The 18,172-nt window shown below is 55.8% G+C and carries 13 protein-coding genes, 2 tRNA genes and 1 pseudogene; 5 read left to right on the forward strand and 11 right to left on the reverse strand.

The features are described from left to right. Nucleotides 1–144: 144 nt before the first annotated feature. From lpdA to sdhC, 7 genes are all read right to left on the reverse strand, one after another. Complete coding sequence (lpdA, locus tag GPM19_RS14635; protein WP_160419758.1) at nt 145–1,587, reverse strand: dihydrolipoyl dehydrogenase; 1,443 nt, start codon at nt 1,585–1,587, stop codon at nt 145–147. Between the two features lie 81 nt (nt 1,588–1,668). Then, on the reverse strand, nt 1,669–3,243 hold the full coding sequence (gene odhB, locus GPM19_RS14640) for a 2-oxoglutarate dehydrogenase complex dihydrolipoyllysine-residue succinyltransferase (protein WP_160419759.1): 1,575 nt from the start codon (nt 3,241–3,243) through the stop codon (nt 1,669–1,671). A 39-nt stretch (nt 3,244–3,282) separates the two neighbouring features. Then, entirely contained in the window at nt 3,283–6,117 is a 2,835-nt protein-coding gene (locus GPM19_RS14645; RefSeq protein WP_160419774.1) for a 2-oxoglutarate dehydrogenase E1 component, read from the reverse strand. 357 nt (nt 6,118–6,474) lie between these two features. Continuing rightward, nucleotides 6,475–7,185, reverse strand: a complete 711-nt coding sequence (locus GPM19_RS14650) for a succinate dehydrogenase iron-sulfur subunit (RefSeq protein ID WP_160419760.1) — start codon at nt 7,183–7,185, stop codon at nt 6,475–6,477. A gap of 27 nt (nt 7,186–7,212) precedes the next feature. Beyond that, nucleotides 7,213–8,988, reverse strand: a complete 1,776-nt coding sequence (gene sdhA, locus GPM19_RS14655) for a succinate dehydrogenase flavoprotein subunit (RefSeq protein ID WP_160419761.1) — start codon at nt 8,986–8,988, stop codon at nt 7,213–7,215. A gap of 3 nt (nt 8,989–8,991) precedes the next feature. Next, nucleotides 8,992–9,339: a succinate dehydrogenase, hydrophobic membrane anchor protein gene (sdhD, locus tag GPM19_RS14660; RefSeq protein WP_160419762.1), complete on the reverse strand. Its 348-nt coding sequence runs from the start codon at nt 9,337–9,339 to the stop codon at nt 8,992–8,994. Next, nucleotides 9,333–9,710: a succinate dehydrogenase, cytochrome b556 subunit gene (gene sdhC, locus GPM19_RS14665; protein ID WP_319928139.1), complete on the reverse strand. Its 378-nt coding sequence runs from the start codon at nt 9,708–9,710 to the stop codon at nt 9,333–9,335. The genes sdhD and sdhC overlap by 7 nt, the downstream gene beginning before the upstream one ends. 498 nt (nt 9,711–10,208) lie before the next feature. Between sdhC and gltA the strand changes: the two genes are divergently transcribed. Together gltA and GPM19_RS14675 are read left to right on the forward strand one after the other, a co-directional pair. Next, nucleotides 10,209–11,495, forward strand: a complete 1,287-nt coding sequence (gene gltA, locus GPM19_RS14670) for a citrate synthase (RefSeq protein WP_160419764.1) — start codon at nt 10,209–10,211, stop codon at nt 11,493–11,495. Nucleotides 11,496–11,630: 135 nt separating this feature from the next. Beyond that, nucleotides 11,631–12,512: an NAD(P)-dependent oxidoreductase gene (locus tag GPM19_RS14675; protein WP_160419765.1), complete on the forward strand. Its 882-nt coding sequence runs from the start codon at nt 11,631–11,633 to the stop codon at nt 12,510–12,512. Nucleotides 12,513–12,962: 450 nt separating this feature from the next. Here the strand turns inward: GPM19_RS14675 and GPM19_RS14680 are convergent. Together GPM19_RS14680 and GPM19_RS14685 are read right to left on the reverse strand one after the other, a co-directional pair. Further along, nucleotides 12,963–13,038 (reverse strand) — tRNA-Glu (locus GPM19_RS14680). Between the two features lie 48 nt (nt 13,039–13,086). After that, nucleotides 13,087–13,162 (reverse strand) — tRNA-Ala (locus GPM19_RS14685). 186 nt (nt 13,163–13,348) lie between these two features. Here GPM19_RS14685 and GPM19_RS14690 point away from each other — a divergent pair. Then, the gene (locus GPM19_RS14690) at nt 13,349–14,464 is read left to right on the forward strand and encodes an RNA-guided endonuclease InsQ/TnpB family protein (RefSeq protein ID WP_160419766.1); all 1,116 of its coding nucleotides are present in this window, start codon (nt 13,349–13,351) and stop codon (nt 14,462–14,464) included. Nucleotides 14,465–14,557: 93 nt separating this feature from the next. Here the strand turns inward: GPM19_RS14690 and gltX are convergent, their stop codons facing one another. Then, nucleotides 14,558–16,036: a glutamate--tRNA ligase gene (gltX, locus tag GPM19_RS14695; RefSeq protein WP_160419767.1), complete on the reverse strand. Its 1,479-nt coding sequence runs from the start codon at nt 16,034–16,036 to the stop codon at nt 14,558–14,560. Nucleotides 16,037–16,401: 365 nt separating this feature from the next. On the opposite strand from gltX, the gene GPM19_RS14700 reads away from it, so the two are divergent. Beyond that, nucleotides 16,402–16,953 carry a helix-turn-helix domain-containing protein gene (locus tag GPM19_RS14700; RefSeq protein ID WP_160419768.1) on the forward strand — a complete coding sequence of 184 codons (552 nt, stop codon included), beginning with the start codon at nt 16,402–16,404 and terminating at the stop codon, nt 16,951–16,953. Nucleotides 16,954–16,972: 19 nt separating this feature from the next. Here GPM19_RS14700 and GPM19_RS14705 read toward each other — a convergent pair whose 3' ends face one another. After that, nucleotides 16,973–17,563, reverse strand: a complete 591-nt coding sequence (locus GPM19_RS14705; protein ID WP_160419769.1) for a hypothetical protein — start codon at nt 17,561–17,563, stop codon at nt 16,973–16,975. Nucleotides 17,564–17,759: 196 nt separating this feature from the next. On the opposite strand from GPM19_RS14705, the pseudogene GPM19_RS14710 reads away from it, so the two are divergent. Continuing rightward, nucleotides 17,760–18,172 (forward strand): annotated as a pseudogene (locus tag GPM19_RS14710) (IS200/IS605 family accessory protein TnpB-related protein); the annotation flags it as partial.

Raw genomic sequence — 18,172 nt, forward strand, 5'->3', positions numbered from 1 at the left:
CGATTCATGCCATTGGTTGCATGTGACTCGAACGATGATCGGAAAGCCCGCGCCTTTGCGGCTGCCGATCATCCCCGCGCTTTCGATACATAGCCGAGAGCGTCACGCCACCGAGACGGTGGCGCTTATTTATTTATCTAGGTATTACTTGCGTTTCTTGCGGTTGGCCATATGGATGGCATGGCCGTCAACGGCGAGAGCCGCTTCATGCACCGCTTCCGACATGGTCGGGTGAGCATAGCAGGTCAACGCCAGATCTTCGGCACTGGAGCCGAATTCCATGGCGATGACACCCTGAGCAATCATTTCACCGGCATGCTGGCCGACGATATGCATGCCCAGAATGCGGTCGGTTTCGGCATCCGCAATGATCTTGGCCTGACCTTCGGTGGCATTGTTGGCCATGGCACGACCACTGGCGGCAAACGGGAAGCTACCCGTCTTGACCTTGATGCCCTTGGCCTTGGCTTCTTGCTCGGTCAAGCCGACCCATGCCACTTCCGGAAAGGTATAGACGACGTTAGGAATGGTGTCGTAGTTCATTTCGGCTTTATGGCCGGCAATGATGTCCGCGACCATGATGCCTTCTTCGGAGGCCTTGTGCGCTAACATCGGACCACGCACACAGTCGCCCACTGCATAGATACCGGGTACGCTGGTGCGGCACTGGTCATCGACGAAGATGAAACCACGCTCATCCAGATCAATGCCCAGGCCATCGGCAACCACGCCCTTGGTGTAAGGACGCCGACCGACGCAGACGATCAGTTTATCGAACGTCATTTCCTGCTCACCGCTGGCATCGGTGTACTTGACGATGACTTCATCGTCCTTGACCTCGGAGCCTGTCACACGCGCACTGAGCTTGATATCCAGCCCCTGCTTCTTGAGCAGCTTCTGTGTTTCCTTGGCAATGGCGCCGTCCACCATGGGCAAGAAATCATCCATAGCTTCAAGCACGGTGACCTCACTACCCAGACGGTTCCACACACTGCCCAGCTCAAGACCAATGATACCCGCACCAATTACACCCAGACGCTTGGGGGTTTCCTGGAATTCCAAGGCACCGGTGGAATTGACGACCAGGCCTTCGACCAGCGGCGTCGGGGGAATCTCGACCGGCACGGAACCCGCCGCAATCACGATATTGTCGGCTTCAAAGGTGGTGGCCTTGCCGTGCTGGTCGGTGACTTCGACCTGCTTGGCGGCAATCACCTTGCCAGTTCCCTGAAGTGCCGTGACGCCGTTGGCCTTGAACAGGCCGGCGATACCCCCGGTCAGATTGCTGACGATCTTGTCCTTGCGCGCCATCATCTTCTTGACGTCCATGCTGACGTCGCCGGTTTGGATACCGATATCGGAGAAGTCATGCTTGGCTTCCACGAATTTGTGCGAGGCTTCAAGCAAAGCCTTGGAAGGAATGCAGCCTACGTTGAGACAGGTTCCGCCCAGCACCGTCTTGCTACCGTCTTCGCTGATCCATTTCTCGACACAGGCCGTCTTGAGCCCTAGCTGAGCGGCACGGATAGCAGCGACATAGCCACCGGGACCTGCACCAATAATGATCACATCAAACTTGTCAGCCATGTCGGCTCCTTTAGCTTGGTTGCCTCTCCCCTTGTGAGGGCAGAGGCTGAGTGCGATTGAACGTGAAATGCGATAGTGAGATTACACGTCCAGCAACAGGCGTGCCGGATCTTCCAGCAATTCCTTGATAGTCACCAGAAATTGCACGGCATCTTTGCCATCGATCATGCGGTGGTCGTAGGAGACCGCCAGATACATCATCGGGCGAATTTCGACCTTGCCATTGACCGCCATGGGACGTTCCTGAATCTTGTGCATTCCCAAAATGGCGGTTTGCGGCGGGTTGATGATCGGCGTGGACATCAATGAGCCGAAGGTGCCGCCATTGGTGATGGTGAAGGTGCCGCCCTGCATCTCATCGATACCCAGCTTACCGTCACGCGCCCGCTTGCCGAAGTCGACAATACCTCTCTCGACATCAGCGATTTTCATATGGTCGGTATCACGCAACACCGGTACTACCAGACCACGCGGCGTGGAAACCGCCACGCCGATGTCCTGATAACCATGGTAAACCATATCGTCGCCATCGATAGAGGCATTGACATCCGGGAAGCGTTTTAGCGCTTCACTGGCTGCCTTGACGAAAAAGCCCATGAAGCCCAGCTTGGTATCGTGGGTCTTGAGGAAGGTATCCTTGTACTGAGCACGCAGGCTCATTACCGCGCTCATGTCCACCTCATTGTAGGTGGTCAGCATGGCGGCCGTCTGTTGAGCTTCGACCAGGCGCTTGGCAATGGTTCTGCGCAGGCGACTCATCGGAATGCGCTTCTCGGGACGCTCGCCTTCGACAGCCGGGGCGGCGGCAGCCTTGGCCGGTGGCTTGGCAGGCTTGGCGGCTTTCTTGGCGGAACCGTCTTTTACCGCTTTCTGCACATCTTCTTTCAAGATGCGCCCACCCTTGCCAGTGCCTTCTATCTTGGCAACGTCAAGGTCGTGTTCGGCAACCATCTTGCGTGCCGCCGGGGCCAGAATCTTGTCACCGACTTTTTCATCGGCTTTCTCGCCGGCACTGTCTTCGGTACGTTCTCCAGTGCTTTCTTCACCCGCGCCTTCGTCAGCACCGCTCTCGCCACCAGCGCCTTCGGTAAAGATAGCCAGCACTTCCTCGGACTCTACCTGGCTGCCTTCTTCCGCCTTGATCTCACTCAAGGCACCATCCGCGGGGGCGACGACTTCCAGCACAACCTTGTCGGTTTCGATATCAGCCAGGACGTCGTCGCGCTTGACCGCCTCACCGACCTTCTTGTGCCAGGTGGCAACGGTGCCTTCCTGAATCGACTCGGGGAAGGAAGGCGCCTTCACTTCATGCTGTTTACCACCGCCGGAAGGCTTCTTGTCTGACTTGGCCTCGGCTTTCTTTTCATCTTTCTTGTCGCTCTTGGCGTCCGGCTTGCCGCTGCCATCACCGGAGGTCTTGCCTTCGCCGACCTTGCCCAGTATTTGTTCGGACTCAACGGTGTCGCCTTCCTCAGCCATGACATCAGTCAGCGTACCTGCTTCTGGTGCCAACACTTCGAGCACGACCTTGTCGGTTTCGATTTCAACAATCAGCTCGTCGCGTTCAACGCTGTCACCCGGTTTCTTGTGCCACGCGGCTACGGTGCCTTCGGCAATGGATTCCGGAAAGGTTGGCGCTTTGATCTCGGTAGCCATGTCGTTTCCCTTATGTGTTCTCGTGTTCCAGCGGGTGCCTTACAGATTGAAGGCATCTTCCACTAGCTGGCGCTGCTGTTGAGTATGAACGGACATATAACCTGCTGCCGGTGCTGCTGATGCCGGGCGTCCGGCAAACTTGAGGTTGCGCCCCAAGCCATCTTTCAGCATATCGGCCACGGCCCGCATGTGATGCTGGCTCGAGTACCAGGCTCCTTGGTTGAGCGGCTCTTCCTGACACCACACCACATCCTCGATATTGGTGTAGGGCGTCAGAATTTCCAGCAGCTCTTCCTTGGGGAACGGGTACAGCTGTTCGATACGCACGATAGCGGTATCGTCACGCTCATTATCGACTCGCCAGTTTGCCAGGTCGTAATAAACCTTACCGGCGCACAACACCACGCGTTTTACCTTCTCCGGTTTGAGATCGGCTTGGTCGGGCAATACCATATGGAATTTGCCGTAAGCCAGATCATCCAGGCTGGAAACAGCTTCCTTATGCCGCAACAGCGATTTCGGCGACATGATCACCAATGGCTTGCGCAGCGGACGAATCACCTGGCGGCGCAACAGATGGAAGATCTGTCCTGGCGTGGTCGGCACACACACCTGCATATTGTGCTCGGCGCACATTTGCAGGAAACGTTCCAGACGTGCCGATGAGTGCTCCGGCCCCTGGCCTTCATAGCCATGCGGCAATAGCATGGTCAGACCACACAGACGTCCCCATTTGGTTTCACCGGAGGAGATGAACTGGTCCACCACCACTTGGGCACCATTGAAGAAATCACCGAACTGCGCTTCCCAAATCACCAAGTCGTTCGGGGCAGTAGTGGAATAGCCGTATTCGAAGGCAAGCACGGCTTCTTCGGAAAGGAAGGAGTCGTGAATGGTAAATGTCGGCTGAGCGTCCGCCATGTTCTGTAGCGGCACATAAGTGCTGCCATCTTTCTGGTTGTGGACCACAGCGTGGCGGTGGGAAAAGGTACCGCGACCCACATCCTGACCGGTCAGGCGAATCGAGTGTCCCTGGTCGAGCAAGGTGGCGTAAGCCAAGGTCTCGGCAAAGCCCCAGTTGAGGCCCATGCCACCGGCATGCATCTTGCGTCGGTCTTCGTAGATCTTGGCCACCTGGCGCTGCACTTCCACGCCGTCGGGAATCTCGCACATCCTGGCGGCCAGCTGCTGCAGGTGCTTCATATCCACGGTGGTATCGGCATCGCCGCTCCACTCGTGTCCCAGATAGGGTGCCCAATCAACGAACAGGGAGGTATTGGGTTCCTGCACCAAGGCATTGGCCACATGGTTACCCGCTACCAGATCCTCGCGGTAGGTTTCCACCATCGCCTTGGCATCGGCTTCGCTAAGTATGCCCTGTTCCACCAGCCGCTGCGCATAAATGGAACGTGGAGACGGATGGCCCTTGATCTTGGAGTACATCATGGGCTGGGTGCCCGATGGCTCATCGGCTTCGTTATGGCCGCGACGGCGGTAACACACCAGATCGATCACCACGTCGCGCTTGAATTCCTGGCGATAGTCGATGGCGACTTGAGTGGCGTGCAACACCGCATCCGCGTCATCACCGTTGACATGGAAGATCGGCGCCTGAACCATTTTGGCGATATCGGTGCAGTATTCGGTGGAACGGGTATCCGCCGGGTGCGACGTGGTAAAGCCAACTTGGTTGTTGATGACGATATGTACCGTGCCACCGGTCTTGTAAGCGCGGGTCTGGGACATCTGGAATGTCTCCATGACCACGCCCTGGCCGGCGAAGGCGGCGTCGCCATGAACATTGATCGGCAGTACCTTGGTGCCGTCCTTGTCATTGCGTCGGTCCTGACGGGCACGCACCGACCCTTCGACCACCGGGGCCACGATTTCCAGGTGTGAAGGGTTGAATGACATGGCCAGGTGCACTTCACCGCCCGGCGACATGACATTGGAACTGAAGCCCTGGTGATATTTGACATCACCGGAACCCCGTTCGATGACTTTCTTGCCATCGAACTCGTCAATCAGGTCCGCCGGGTTCTTGCCGAGAATATTGACCAGAAGATTGAGACGGCCACGGTGAGCCATGCCGATGACGACTTCCTTGGTACCGTAACCGCCGGCACGCTGGATCAGCTCGTCCATCATCGGAATAAAGGCTTCACCGCCCTCCAGGCCGAAGCGCTTGGTGCCCGGATACTTCGATGCCAGGTAGTTTTCCAGCCCTTCCGCAGCAGTCAGACGCTCAAGTACGTGCTTGCGCACATCTTCATTGAACTTGGGTGCACTGCGTACCGCTTCGAAACGCCGCTGTAGCCAGCGCTTTTCTTCGGTATCGACAATGTGCATGATCTCGCAGCCGATCGAGCGACAGTAGGTCTGCTCGAGGGCGTCGACAATTTCACGCAAGGGGGCCTTGTCCATACCCAGGAAAAACGAGCCGGTCTGAAACTCGGTGTCCAGGTCAGCTTTGGAAAGCTGATGGAACGACAGATCAAGGTCGGGGACGGGGGTGGGATTACGCAGGTCCAGGGGATCGATATTGGCCTTCTGATGGCCACGAAAGCGATACGCGTTGATCAACTGCAGGACTTTGACCTGCTTCTTGTTCTCTCCGCTGTCAACAGCGGCGACCGCAGCGCCTGGGCGCGTTTCTCGGCCTAGTTGATAGAACTGATCACGGATGGGGCTTAGTGGAACATCGTGGGAGGCACTGCCCTCGGGGCGCGGCAACTGGTCAAAATAGTTGCGCCACTCGTCAGGGACAGTATCAGGATCATCAAGGTACTGCTCGTAAAGCGCTTCCACGTAGTGGACATTGCCACCACTAACGTGAGAGGAACGCCACATTAACTCCATTATGCCTTGTTGCATCTCTCGGTCACCCTGCACTGATGGGGTGGTATCGGCATCGCCACGCATGCGCGACGACATCGCTGTTGCCCTGCCGGCGGGGCGGGAGGTTTGCCGGCGGCGCCGGCCTATAGCCGGAAGCCCTTTCGTTCTCTGCTCTTACTTTTCGATATTTCTTTTTTCAGTATTTCTTTTTTCAGTACTTCGCGTTCGCGCCATGCTCAAGAGCCGGTACTCACGGCACCGGCTCTTGAACCTGGCTACGATGTGACGCGACTTGATGCCACACCACAACGCTCAGCTTCTATGATAACAAGCGAGCCGTCACGATTTAAGTGGCTTACACGGCAACTTAAGTGGCATTTCGCTTGTTTTTTCTTATGTGGCTTCGGCCAATAGCATTTCACGAATCTTGCCGATAGCCCGAGTCGGGTTCAAACCCTTGGGACATACCGCAACGCAATTCATGATGCCCCGGCAGCGGAACACACTGAACGGGTCTTCCAGCTCGGACAAACGCTCCTGTGTAGCGGTATCGCGCGTATCCACCAGGAAGCGATAGGACTGCAGCAGACCGGCCGGGCCGACGAATTTTTCCGGGTTCCACCAAAACGATGGGCAAGCTGTCGAACAGCAAGCACACAGAATGCACTCGTAAAGCCCATCGAGTTTCTCGCGGTCCTCAGGCGACTGAAGACGCTCGATAGCCGGCGCCGGGGTGTCGTTCTGCAGATAGGGCTGAATACGCTCATACTGTTTATAGAACAACCCCATGTCCACGACCATATCGCGGATCACCGGCAGCCCAGGCAAGGGGCGCAACACCAGTTTATTATCCTTGATGACTTCGGATAGCGGCGTGATGCATGCCAGTCCATTCTTGCCATTCATGTTCATGCCGTCGGAACCGCAAACGCCTTCACGGCAGCTGCGGCGAAATGCCAAGGCGCTATCCTGCTCTTTCATCAGATGCAGAACATCCAGCACCATCAGGTCGCGACCTTTGGTATCGACCTGAAACTCCTGCATGTACGGCGCGGAGTCGGTTTCCGGGTTGTAGCGGTATACGGATACCTGAAGGTTGGACATAGTGACTCCCTCTCGTCAATACGGAGTTTAGTAGGTGCGAATTTTCGGTTCGAGCGTTGCCATGGTCTTAGGCTTGAAGTTGACGTCGCGCTTTTTCAGCTGCTTTGTCGCCGGGAAGTACAGTGAGTGCTTCAGCCAGTTGACGTCGTCACGATCCGGGTAGTCGTAGCGAGAGTGCGCACCACGGCTTTCCTTGCGCTCCAGGGCAGAAATTGCCGTTGCTTCGGCCACTTCCATCAGGTTATCAAGCTCCAGGGCTTCGACACGGGCCGTGTTGAAGGTGTTGGACTTGTCCGGCAGGTGCGCATTGGCAATACGCTCGCGCAATTCTGCAAGCTGCTTGACACCCTTCTGCATATTCTCTTCTTCACGGAAGACGCCGAAAGAAGCCTGCATGATGTCTTGCAAGGCCGCCTTGAGCTCGGGGACGGTTTCACCGCCTTCTTCGGACTCGTTCCAACGCGTCATGCGAGTCATGGCCGCTTCGATATCGGATTCGGTGGCATCCAGATATTCGACACCGGCATTGAGAGCGCCTTCAATGAACATGCCCGCCGCACGCCCGAATACCACCAGGTCGAGCAGTGAGTTGCCACCCAGACGGTTGGCACCGTGTACCGAGACACAAGCCGCTTCGCCGCAAGCAAACAGACCGTTGACGATCTGGTCCTTGCCATCTTCGCCCTGCATGATCGCCTGACCATGCACGTTGGTCGGAATCCCGCCCATCATGTAATGGCAGGTCGGCACCACCGGAATCGGCTCCTTAGCCGGGTCCACATGAGCAAAGGTCTTGGACAGTTCGACGATACCCGGCAAGCGCTTGCCCAGCACCTCTTCACCCAGATGATCGAGCTTCAAGAAGACGTGATCGCCTTTCTCGCCGCATCCGCGACCTTCAAGGATTTCCATGACCATGGAGCGCGCAACCACGTCACGGCCGGCAAGGTCCTTGGCGTTGGGCGCATAACGCTCCATGAAACGCTCGCCATCCTTGTTGATCAAGTAGCCACCTTCACCACGGCAACCTTCAGTCACCAGGGTGCCCGCACCATAGATACCGGTCGGGTGGAACTGCCACATTTCCATGTCCTGCATCGGGAAGCCGGCGCGCAGCGCCATACCGATACCGTCACCGGTATTGATCAGGGCATTGGTGGTGGAGGCGTAGATACGTCCGGCACCCCCGGTGGCCAGCACCGTGGCCTTGGACTTCACATGCACCACTTCACCGGTTTCGATGCACATGGCGATACAGCCCACGACATCGCCCTCGGCATTCTTGACCAGATCCACCGCATACCATTCATTAAGAAAGACGGTGTTGTTCTTTATATTGTTCTGATACAGGGTATGCAGCAAGGCATGGCCGGTACGGTCAGCGGCGGCACAGGTGCGTGCGGCTTGGCCGCCTTCCCCGAAGTTCTTGGATTGGCCGCCGAAGGGACGCTGATAGATACGGCCGTTATCAAAGCGCGAGAACGGCAGGCCCATGTGTTCCAGCTCGAACACCGCCTTGGGACCTTCGGAACACATGTATTCAGCCGCGTCCTGGTCAGCGATATAATCACCGCCCTTGACGGTGTCGTACATATGCCAGCGCCAATCGTCATCAGGATCGGCGGAAGCAATCGCACAAGTGATGCCACCCTGGGCGGAGACAGTGTGTGAGCGCGTCGGAAACACCTTGGAGAGCACTGCTGTCTTCTTGCCAGACTTGGCCAGTTCAAGTGCGGCTCGCAGACCGGAACCACCGCCACCGATGATGATGGCGTCAAATGTCAAGCTACGCAGGTTGGACATGAATCAAGCTCCCCACAGAATTTGAATGCTCCACACCAGATACACGAAGATGGCCAGAATGATCAGCATCTGGGCACCCACGCGCTGAGGCGTAGACTTGAGGTAATCGGTGGTTACGGTCCATAAGCCGATCCAGGCGTGTGCCGCTAGGGAAATGAAGGTCAGCAAGGAGAAGATTCGCATCCATGTCTGGTCGAACAGGCCGCTCCAGGTGTAATAATCGAGCCCCGGGTTGAATAGCAGATAGGCGACGAGAAACACGGTGTACAGCGCCATGATCACGGCGGATACACGTTGCATCAGCCAGTCGGAAAGGCCGCTGCGGCCAAAGCTCGTAATGTTGGTTACCATACCCAGACTCCCGCCAGAATAATCAGAAGGACACTGACCACGACGGTGGCCTGTGCTTTTTTTATGCCACCTTCCAAGGTCACGCCGATATCGACGTCCATGAGCAGGTGTTTGATACCAGCGACAAAGTGAAACGCCAAGGCGGAGAGCAGGCCCCAGGCAATCAGTTTGGCTAGAAAGTTATGGGCCAGTGCATCGCTTACCGCATCGAAACCTGCCGGTGATGAAAGCGACTTGTCCAATGCCCAGAAAGCGAAAATCAGACCAACGAACAGGATGACACCCGTGACGCGGTGTGTGATCGAAGTCAACGCAGGAAGAGGGAAGTGTATGGTCGAAAGGTCTAGGTTTACGGGTCGTTTGCTATTCACGGCTTTATACACTCTCTTGGCCCGCTCTGCGACAGGTCGGGCATGGCCCGAGCGGGGTGATTTCTGGAAGCAGCTCGGCCGTTGCCAAGTCGGGCACGACCTCCTACCTGTCGGTCGCGCGCCAAGATTATAAGAACCTTAGGCTCCGCTGACAAACCGAACTCCGATTAACTCGACCATGGTTCAAGAAGATAGCCAGATATCGAGTCGATTTTGCATTGCAGCATAGCTATAGTAGATTACAGCATCAAGCCAGACGCAGGTGGCCACATTCGGAAGAACGTAGAAGCGCTCGCTTGCTTGAACACTAAATGTTTAACTAATGCCCCTTAATATTATACAAAAGCTGCACAAAATGTAACTACCAGTATAGCTCGAGCTGGCATTTAGGCTAATTGACAATCCTTTTTACGCTTCTATAGTGGGCGAGTCTTTTCGCCGGCGCGGCATGCGAAACACCGACCTTACGTCCCAACCCGTATTCGAAAGGAGGCCAGTATGGCTGACAGGAAAGCAACATTAACGGTAGATGGTCTGGACAAGACGATCGAACTACCGATGTATTCCGGCACTCTTGGCCCCGATGTCATTGATGTACGCAGCCTCGTGGCTGAGGGCCTGTTCACCTATGACCCTGGCTTCATGTCGACATCTTCCTGCCAGTCCGCTATCACTTATATAGATGGTGGCAAAGGCGTCCTTCTCTATCGCGGCTACCCTATCGGAGAGCTTGCCAAGGAGTCCGATTTCGTCGAGGTGTGCTATCTGCTGCTGTTCGGCGACCTGCCCACAGACCAGCAATATACTGATTTTGAATCGCGGGTTCGCAACCACACCATGGTTCACGATCAGATCAATAACTTCTTCAAGGGCTTCCGGCGCGACGCTCACCCGATGTCCATTCTGTGTGGTGTCGTGGGCGGCTTGGCGGCGTTCTACCATGACCACATGGACATTACCAAGCAAGAAGATCGTGAGATTAGTGCAGTCCGCCTGATTGCTAAAATGCCGACCCTGGCGGCGATGTCATACAAGTATAACGTCGGTCAGCCGTTCAATTATCCGCGCAACGACCTGAACTATGCCGAGAACTTCCTCTACATGATGTTCAGCACCCCTTGCGAGGACTACAAGAGCAATCCGGTATTCACCAAGGCCATGGATCGCATCTTCATGCTGCATGCCGACCATGAACAGAACGCCTCCACCTCAACCGTTCGCCTGGCAGGCTCCACCGGTGCCAATCCGTTCGCCTGCATCAGTGCCGGCATCGCTGCTCTCTGGGGTCCGGCTCATGGTGGCGCCAACGAAGCCGTGCTCAAGATGCTCGACGAAATCGGTGACGATTCCGAAGAGAATATCCAGCACTTTGTCGACAAGGCCAAGGACAAGGAAGATCCCTTCAAGCTGATGGGCTTCGGTCACCGCGTCTATCGCAACTTCGACCCGCGCGCCAAAGTCATGAAGGAAACCTGTGACGAAGTCCTGGCCGAGCTGGGCATGGCCGATGACCCCCAGCTCAAGATTGCCAAGCGTCTGGAACAGATCGCCCTGGAAGACGACTACTTCATTGAGCGCAAGCTCTACCCCAACGTCGACTTCTATTCTGGCATCATTCTCAAGGCAATGGGCATTCCGACCAACATGTTCACGGTCATCTTTGCCGTCTCGCGCACCATTGGCTGGATTTCCCATTGGCACGAGATGCAAAGCGACGACTTCAAGATCGGTCGTCCGCGCCAGCTGTATACCGGTCATGATCAGCGTAGCTATCCCAGCAAATGATCGTGCACCTGCCAGTGTAATACCAAGGCCGCCTTCGGGCGGCCTTTTGCATATTTTTCTTGGCGAACTTCTACCACTTCTTTACATTTTCTCCACTACGCCAGAAACGATGGCTTACTCAACAGGAGCTTGAGCATGCGTGACATTACAACCGTTGCCTTTATCGGCCTGGGCGTCATGGGCCACCCCATGGCCGGCCATCTCGCCAAGACCGGGCTTAGCCTGCGTGTGTACAACCGCACTGCGACAAAAGCCGACAGCTGGGTAGCCGAATATGGCGGCAGCGCCCACGCCACGCCCCGTGAAGCGGCTGAAGGCGCTGACCTGGTATTGGTATGCGTGGGAAATGATGACGACGTTCGCCAAGTTACCATTAGGGAAGATGGCGTACTGGGTGGCATGCATGAGGGCGCGGTGCTCGTTGATCACACCACTGCTTCCGCCGATCTTGCCGAATCACTGGATGCTACCTGTCGCAAGCAAGGCGTTCACTTTATCGACGCCCCTGTCTCAGGGGGTCAGCAAGGGGCGGAAAACGGCACCTTGACGATCATGTGCGGCGGTGAAGAGGAAACCTTTGCCCATGTGCGCCCTGCTCTTGAGCATTATGCCAAAGCCGTGACACTGATGGGTTCCGCCGGTAGTGGTCAGATGACCAAGATGGTCAATCAGATCTGTATCGCCGGCCTGGTCCAGGGGCTGGCGGAAGGCCTGCATTTTGCCGAGCAGGCCGGGCTCGACAGACAGCAAGTCATCGATGTGGTTGCTCAGGGAGCCGCCGGCTCGTGGCAGATGAACAATCGCCACAAGACCATGATCGAGGATAGCTACGAGCACGGTTTTGCGGTGAATTGGATGCGCAAGGACCTGGCGATTTGTCTGGAGCAAGCCAGACGTATCGATGCGACCTTGCCGGTGACCGCCCTGGTGGACCAATTCTATGCCGACGTGCAGCAAATGGGGGGCGGTCGCTGGGATACTTCCTCGCTACTCAAACGCTTACGTCCAAGGGATTAACCGGGTACTTTTTACCTTCCAACCATGCCGCACAGGGTTTTCCACACTATCTGTGGATAACCCTGTTCATAACCATTACACAATGCCCCACAATCGCCATGTTCAGTGGCCCAGCCTCAAATTGATCATTTTTTGACCTAATGTAACTCGTTGTTTTTAAACAATTTAACTAAGTTTCACTGGTGGCCGAATTTTAAAAACCCCTTGTGCATAACGCATCCAGCGCAAACAGGAAAAGTGGACAAGTCAAGCCCAAATTTACATAAAAATAGCTTTTGGCAGGCAAAAAATCTAAAAACGCGAGGAGTTGTACAGGCTGGTCAGAGAACGCCGCACAGCAATATAAGCGTCTCAAGAATCATCTTGAGGCGCGACTATTATAGATAACGTTCCGGCATCAGGACTTGTCAGGCAAGCCTTGAAAAACAAGAGGAGGAAACTGCAAGTTAATGGCGTCCCATAGGGGGTTCGAACCCCTGTTACCGCCGTGAAAGGGCGGTGTCCTGGACCACTAGACGAATGGGACGTGGTACGACGCTTTACAAAATAAAGAAAGGGTCTTCGACAAAGCGATTGGTGGAGCCTAGCGGGATCGAACCGCTGACCTCAACACTGCCAGTGTTGCGCTCTCCCAGCTGAGCTAAGGCCCCACATGCCTTGAAGACGGAGCGTATAGTACTGATTACGCCCGCCTTCGTCAATAGTCGTGCAACGAGTTCTTGCTATGTTTTTACCAATTAGCGCGTAAAGCTTCGCCCAATCGGGCGGAGATACAAGCGCGCACCGCGCCGCGGTGCTGTATTGATATTGCCCCTAACCCCTGATATTTTTCCAGTATGACAAAACGTGCCTACAAAGAACGTCTCTACCCCACACCAGAACAGGCTGTGCTGTTGGCACAGTCGTTCGGCTGTACACGTCTTGTCTGGAACAACACGCTCGCTTATCGCACCGAGGCGTATCAGCAGCACGGCGAGTCAGTGTCGTCTTCCGCTGCGGAAAAGCGCCTGGTGGACTTGAAAGCCGAGTTTCCGTGGCTCAAGGAAGTATCGAGCGTCATCCTGCAACAAACCCTGCGTGACCAGAAAACCGCCTTCGACAACTTCTTCAACTCCAAACTTCGGGCGCGCTATCCGCGCTTCAAGCGCAAGGATGGGCGGCAGTCGATCCGCTTGACCAAGGCGGCCTTTCGCTATCGTGATGGCGAGATCATCATCGCCAAGTCCAAGGTGCCATTGCCGATCCGCTGGAGCCGTCCGCTACCCAGTGCGCCCTCCAGTATCACGATTTCGCAAGATCGTGCAGGCCGCTATTTCATCAGTTGCCTGTGCGACTTTGTCTCGGATGCCCTCCCGATCACGCCGAAGATGACCGGCATCGACTTGGGACTCACGGACCTGTTCATCACCAGCGATGGCGCGAAATCCGGCAACCCGCGCCACTTGAAACGCTACGAAGCCAAGCTGGCCTACCTTCAGCGCCAGATGGCCAAGAAACAGAAAGGCTCAAACAATCGCGCCAAGCTTCGCCGGAAAGTGGCGAAGCGCCATGCCAAGATCGCGGACTGCCGCCGCGATGCGGCCCATAAAGCGACCCGCACCCTCGTTAACGAAAACCAAGTGCTGTGTGTCGAGTCGCTGAATATCACTGGCATGGTCAAAAACCGATCGCTCGCCAAAGCCATCGGTGATGCGGGCTGGGGCGAATTTGTCCGCCAGCTTGAGTACAAGGCCGCCTGGGCAGGACGACAAGTGGTGAAGGTGAGCCAGTGGTTCCCCAGCAGCAAGCTGTGTCATGGCTGTGGCCACAAGGTTGAAAAGCTGCCGCTGTCGCAGCGCCACTGGCACTGCGACAGCTGTGGCCAGGGGATCGACCGCGACATCAATGCGGCGAAGAATATTCTAACCGCCGGACTGGCTGGGCTCGCCTGTGGAGCGGGGGCAGCGGCCTAGCCGTTGTCTAGTGAAGGCGTATCGAAGCAGGAAGGTTCTCGGGGTGACCCAAGAACCCTCGCCTAAAGCGCGAAGCGCGGCAGGTGGGGAGTGTCAGAGGTCGCGATATTCCTTCTCGAAACGCTTGGCCTGCTTCTTGGAGACGCCATCCAGCACGTCGATGGCATGTCGTAACCGCGCCCGAGTGACATCGGAGCCTAAAATCGCCATCGCATCCATGACCGAGGTACTCGAAGAGGAGCCGGTAATCGCGATGAACACAGGAGCCAGAAACGCCTTCATCTTGAGCTCGAAGTATTCGGCCAATGTCTTGACCTCTTCCAGCAGAGCATCCTTGTGCCATGCCGGAACATTTTCGAAACGCCACACCAGAAACTGCAGAAGCTTGACCAGGGTTTCGTCTTCCAGCTTCACCGAGGAAAAGCTTTCCTTACTGATCGAAGGTAGCCCGGAGAAGAAATGCCCCGCCAATGGCGCCACCTGAGCCAAGGTCTCGACCCTTGGGCGTACTTGCGGAAGAATCTTGCTCACGTAGGCTTCATTGAAGGCCCAATCCATCAGCGCCTTGAGAAAAGCGCTGTCATCCAGGTCTTCGCGCAGATATACCCCGTTGAGCCAGGTCAACTTCTCCAGATCGAATACCGGCCCTCCCAGAGAGACACGCTGGATATCGAAATGGGCCATCATTTCATCCAAGCTGAATTTTTCACGCTCATCCGGCATCGACCAGCCCATCCGGCCCAGATAATTGGTCACGGCCTGCGGCAAAAAGCCCATGCGACGATAATAATTGATAGAGGTAGGGTTCTTGCGCTTGGAAAGCTTGGATTTATCCGGATTACGCAGCAGAGGCATATGGCACAGCTGCGGCATGTCCCAGCCAAAATACGCGTACAGCAACTGATGTTTGGGTGCCGAATTGATCCACTCTTCACCCCGTAGCACATGGGTGATACCCATCAAATGGTCGTCGACCACATTGGCCAAATGATACGTGGGCATGCCATCGGACTTGAGCAGTATCTGAGCGTCTACCTGCGCCCACTCAACGTCTATTTCTCCGCGCAACATATCCTGCACCACGCATACCCCTTGGGTAGGCACCTGCATACGCACCACATAAGGCCAGCCTTCCTGTGTGCGTCGCGCCACTTCCTCGTCAGGTAACGCCAGATCAGCCGGTTTCAGCGCCAGCTGCATACCGGCCGCCTTGCGTGCCTCACGCAATTCATCTAGCTCATCACTGGTGCGATAGCAGGCGAACGCATGGCCTTCATCCAGCAGTTGCTGAGCATAGCGGGCATAAATATCCCCTCGCTCACTCTGCCGATAAGGGCCGTGCGGTCCACCCACATCGGGGCCTTCGTCCCACTCAAGGCCCAGCCAACTAAGCGAATCAAGGATCATCTGCTCAGACTCAGGTGTCGAACGAACCCGATCGGTATCCTCAATGCGCAAGATGAACTTCCCGCCATGCTGGCGAGCGAAGCACAAGTTGAACAAGGCAATGTAGGCGGTGCCAACGTGCGGATCGCCCGTGGGCGAAGGCGCAATGCGGGTGCGTACGGTCATGGTCACGTCCTGTTGAGAGCATATTTTGCGTGGGCCACATTATACGCACCCAGCCATCAACCAAAAGCCACGAAGTGGGAACCACTGGAGAAAACTAACGTCTTAGCCATGCAATTAAGGTTGCAGGGGAAGGGTTGCATTGGATGCGCGTTTAAGCACAAAATGCGCGAATGAGCACAAAATAATAGGCATGTCTCTTAAAATCTGACGCCTTGCACGTCGCCTTATTGCGCTTATCTTGCATCTATATGGTGAGGCAGGGATTAGCGATCGGGTATTAAGCGAACCAAGAAAAAACGCTTTCCCCTTCACTTTTCTCGTGAATATACATACAGCCTCCCTTGGCTCAGCAACAGGAAAATCAGATGGAATCGCTAGGCTCCCGCATCAAACAGTTACGACTTCGGGCCAAACTCAACAAGGCCGCACTTGCCCGCAAAGTAGGCGTATCGGACGTGACGGTTTCTTATTGGGAATCCGGAGCCATCAAGCAGATAGGCCATGAGCGCCTGGTGGCATTGGCTGAGGCTCTGGAATGCTCGCTTGCCACCTTATTGGAAGGCGAGACGACCTCAACGGCTTTGCTGCCTCTGCAGCATGAAGGCCCCTTGCCCTGGCACCGATCGCAACAGGCGGCATTTCAACTGCCTCCCTATCTGCCGTTGGCGATTCAATGGCAGCAAGCGTGTTTTATCGTCACGCCGGCTCCCAAGAACTCTTTTCCACCATTGGAAGAAGGCGAACTCGCCCTGCTGGGTCCTACCCGTGAATTTCATCAGCCTGGGCACTATGTCGTGGAAAACGAGGTCGTGGAAAACGAGCAGCGCTTTAATATGCAATATCTCGAACAACCGCCCAAGACAGATGCCATCCGCGCTATCTTGTTAGGCCGTTGGCAGCCTTCTACCGCGCCATGAAGACTATCGATAAAAATCATTAGATGCGATCTTCGATCACCTCGGCTTGGCTTTGGGACCGGCGCGGCTCACTGCCAATCATGTAATCCTTGGTATAAACCGCTATTTGCCCCAAGCCGTGCTGTGACGTTCTTACCAGCTCCCCAGTCAGATGTTGGCCCTGCTCCCCGATACGCTGCTGCACCGTGTCAGGCTGAACACTGGCTTCGGAGAGCTGCACACGAACCTGGTACTCGCCGTCCGATAACCCAGTGCTCGAGCCAAACGGCCCGGCAACAAAATATCCCTGTTCCACTTCTGTACGTGCTTGCCAGCTCACACGGTTGTATTTATGCTCCACCACCACTTGCAGGCGTGCGCCATCCGGTAAGTTAGTCTCGCCTTCCACCATCAAGCGTCGGTCATTATGCAGCGATACCGACAAAGAGACCGCCACCTCGAGAGGCTCGACAGCCGGCTCAGGTTCAGGCTCCATTACCTCGCGTTGCTGCTCACTGGCCTCCGGCTGTATCTCTGATGTTTCATCCACTGCATCGTTATTTCCCCCACACCCACTCAGCACCAGCATTACGGCTACCGCTAGCACTCCCATCCCGTGCCTGTAGACCATGACATCCTCCTGAAACTCAGCGGAACCTCTACCTTATCATTGCTACCCGCGACACACAGTGGCTTTCGCTTGCTCCCGCGTTGAACAAAATCCTGCCGCATTCTGCGATTCGATTCTTTGAATGAATCGGCGGTTAAGGCAGGGCAAGACGTTAGCCTTGCTTGTTCTTATAACTGGTTAGATATATAGTTTTCTTATGTCGATCATCCGTTCCGACTCCCTGGCGCTACACGTCACCAATGCCGACCAACAGACCGCTCTGGCGGATACGCTGGCACTGTATCGGCGATTGGTGCGCGATCTCATGACCGTGACGTATACGCACTGGCCGCAGGTCGGCGTCTGCGAAGGGAACGCGGTGGTCGAGGTAATAGAACGGCTGATACATCCCACCCAAAAACGACCACAGGTACGCTACACGTACTTTGCTAAACGTTACTACAAATTTCCATCGTACCTTCGCCGTGTCGCTATTATGGATGCGGTCGGTCAAGTCCGCTCCTTCGTGACACGGTTTGAGGCGTGGCGCAGCGGTGATCGTAAACACCTGCACGCCAAACCACCGCGCCTGACATCCAGCACCAAGACCTTTCCGAGCCTTTACGGGAG

It is taken from the genome of Vreelandella zhuhanensis, assembly GCF_009793355.1.
GTDB lineage: Bacteria > Pseudomonadota > Gammaproteobacteria > Pseudomonadales > Halomonadaceae > Vreelandella > Vreelandella zhuhanensis.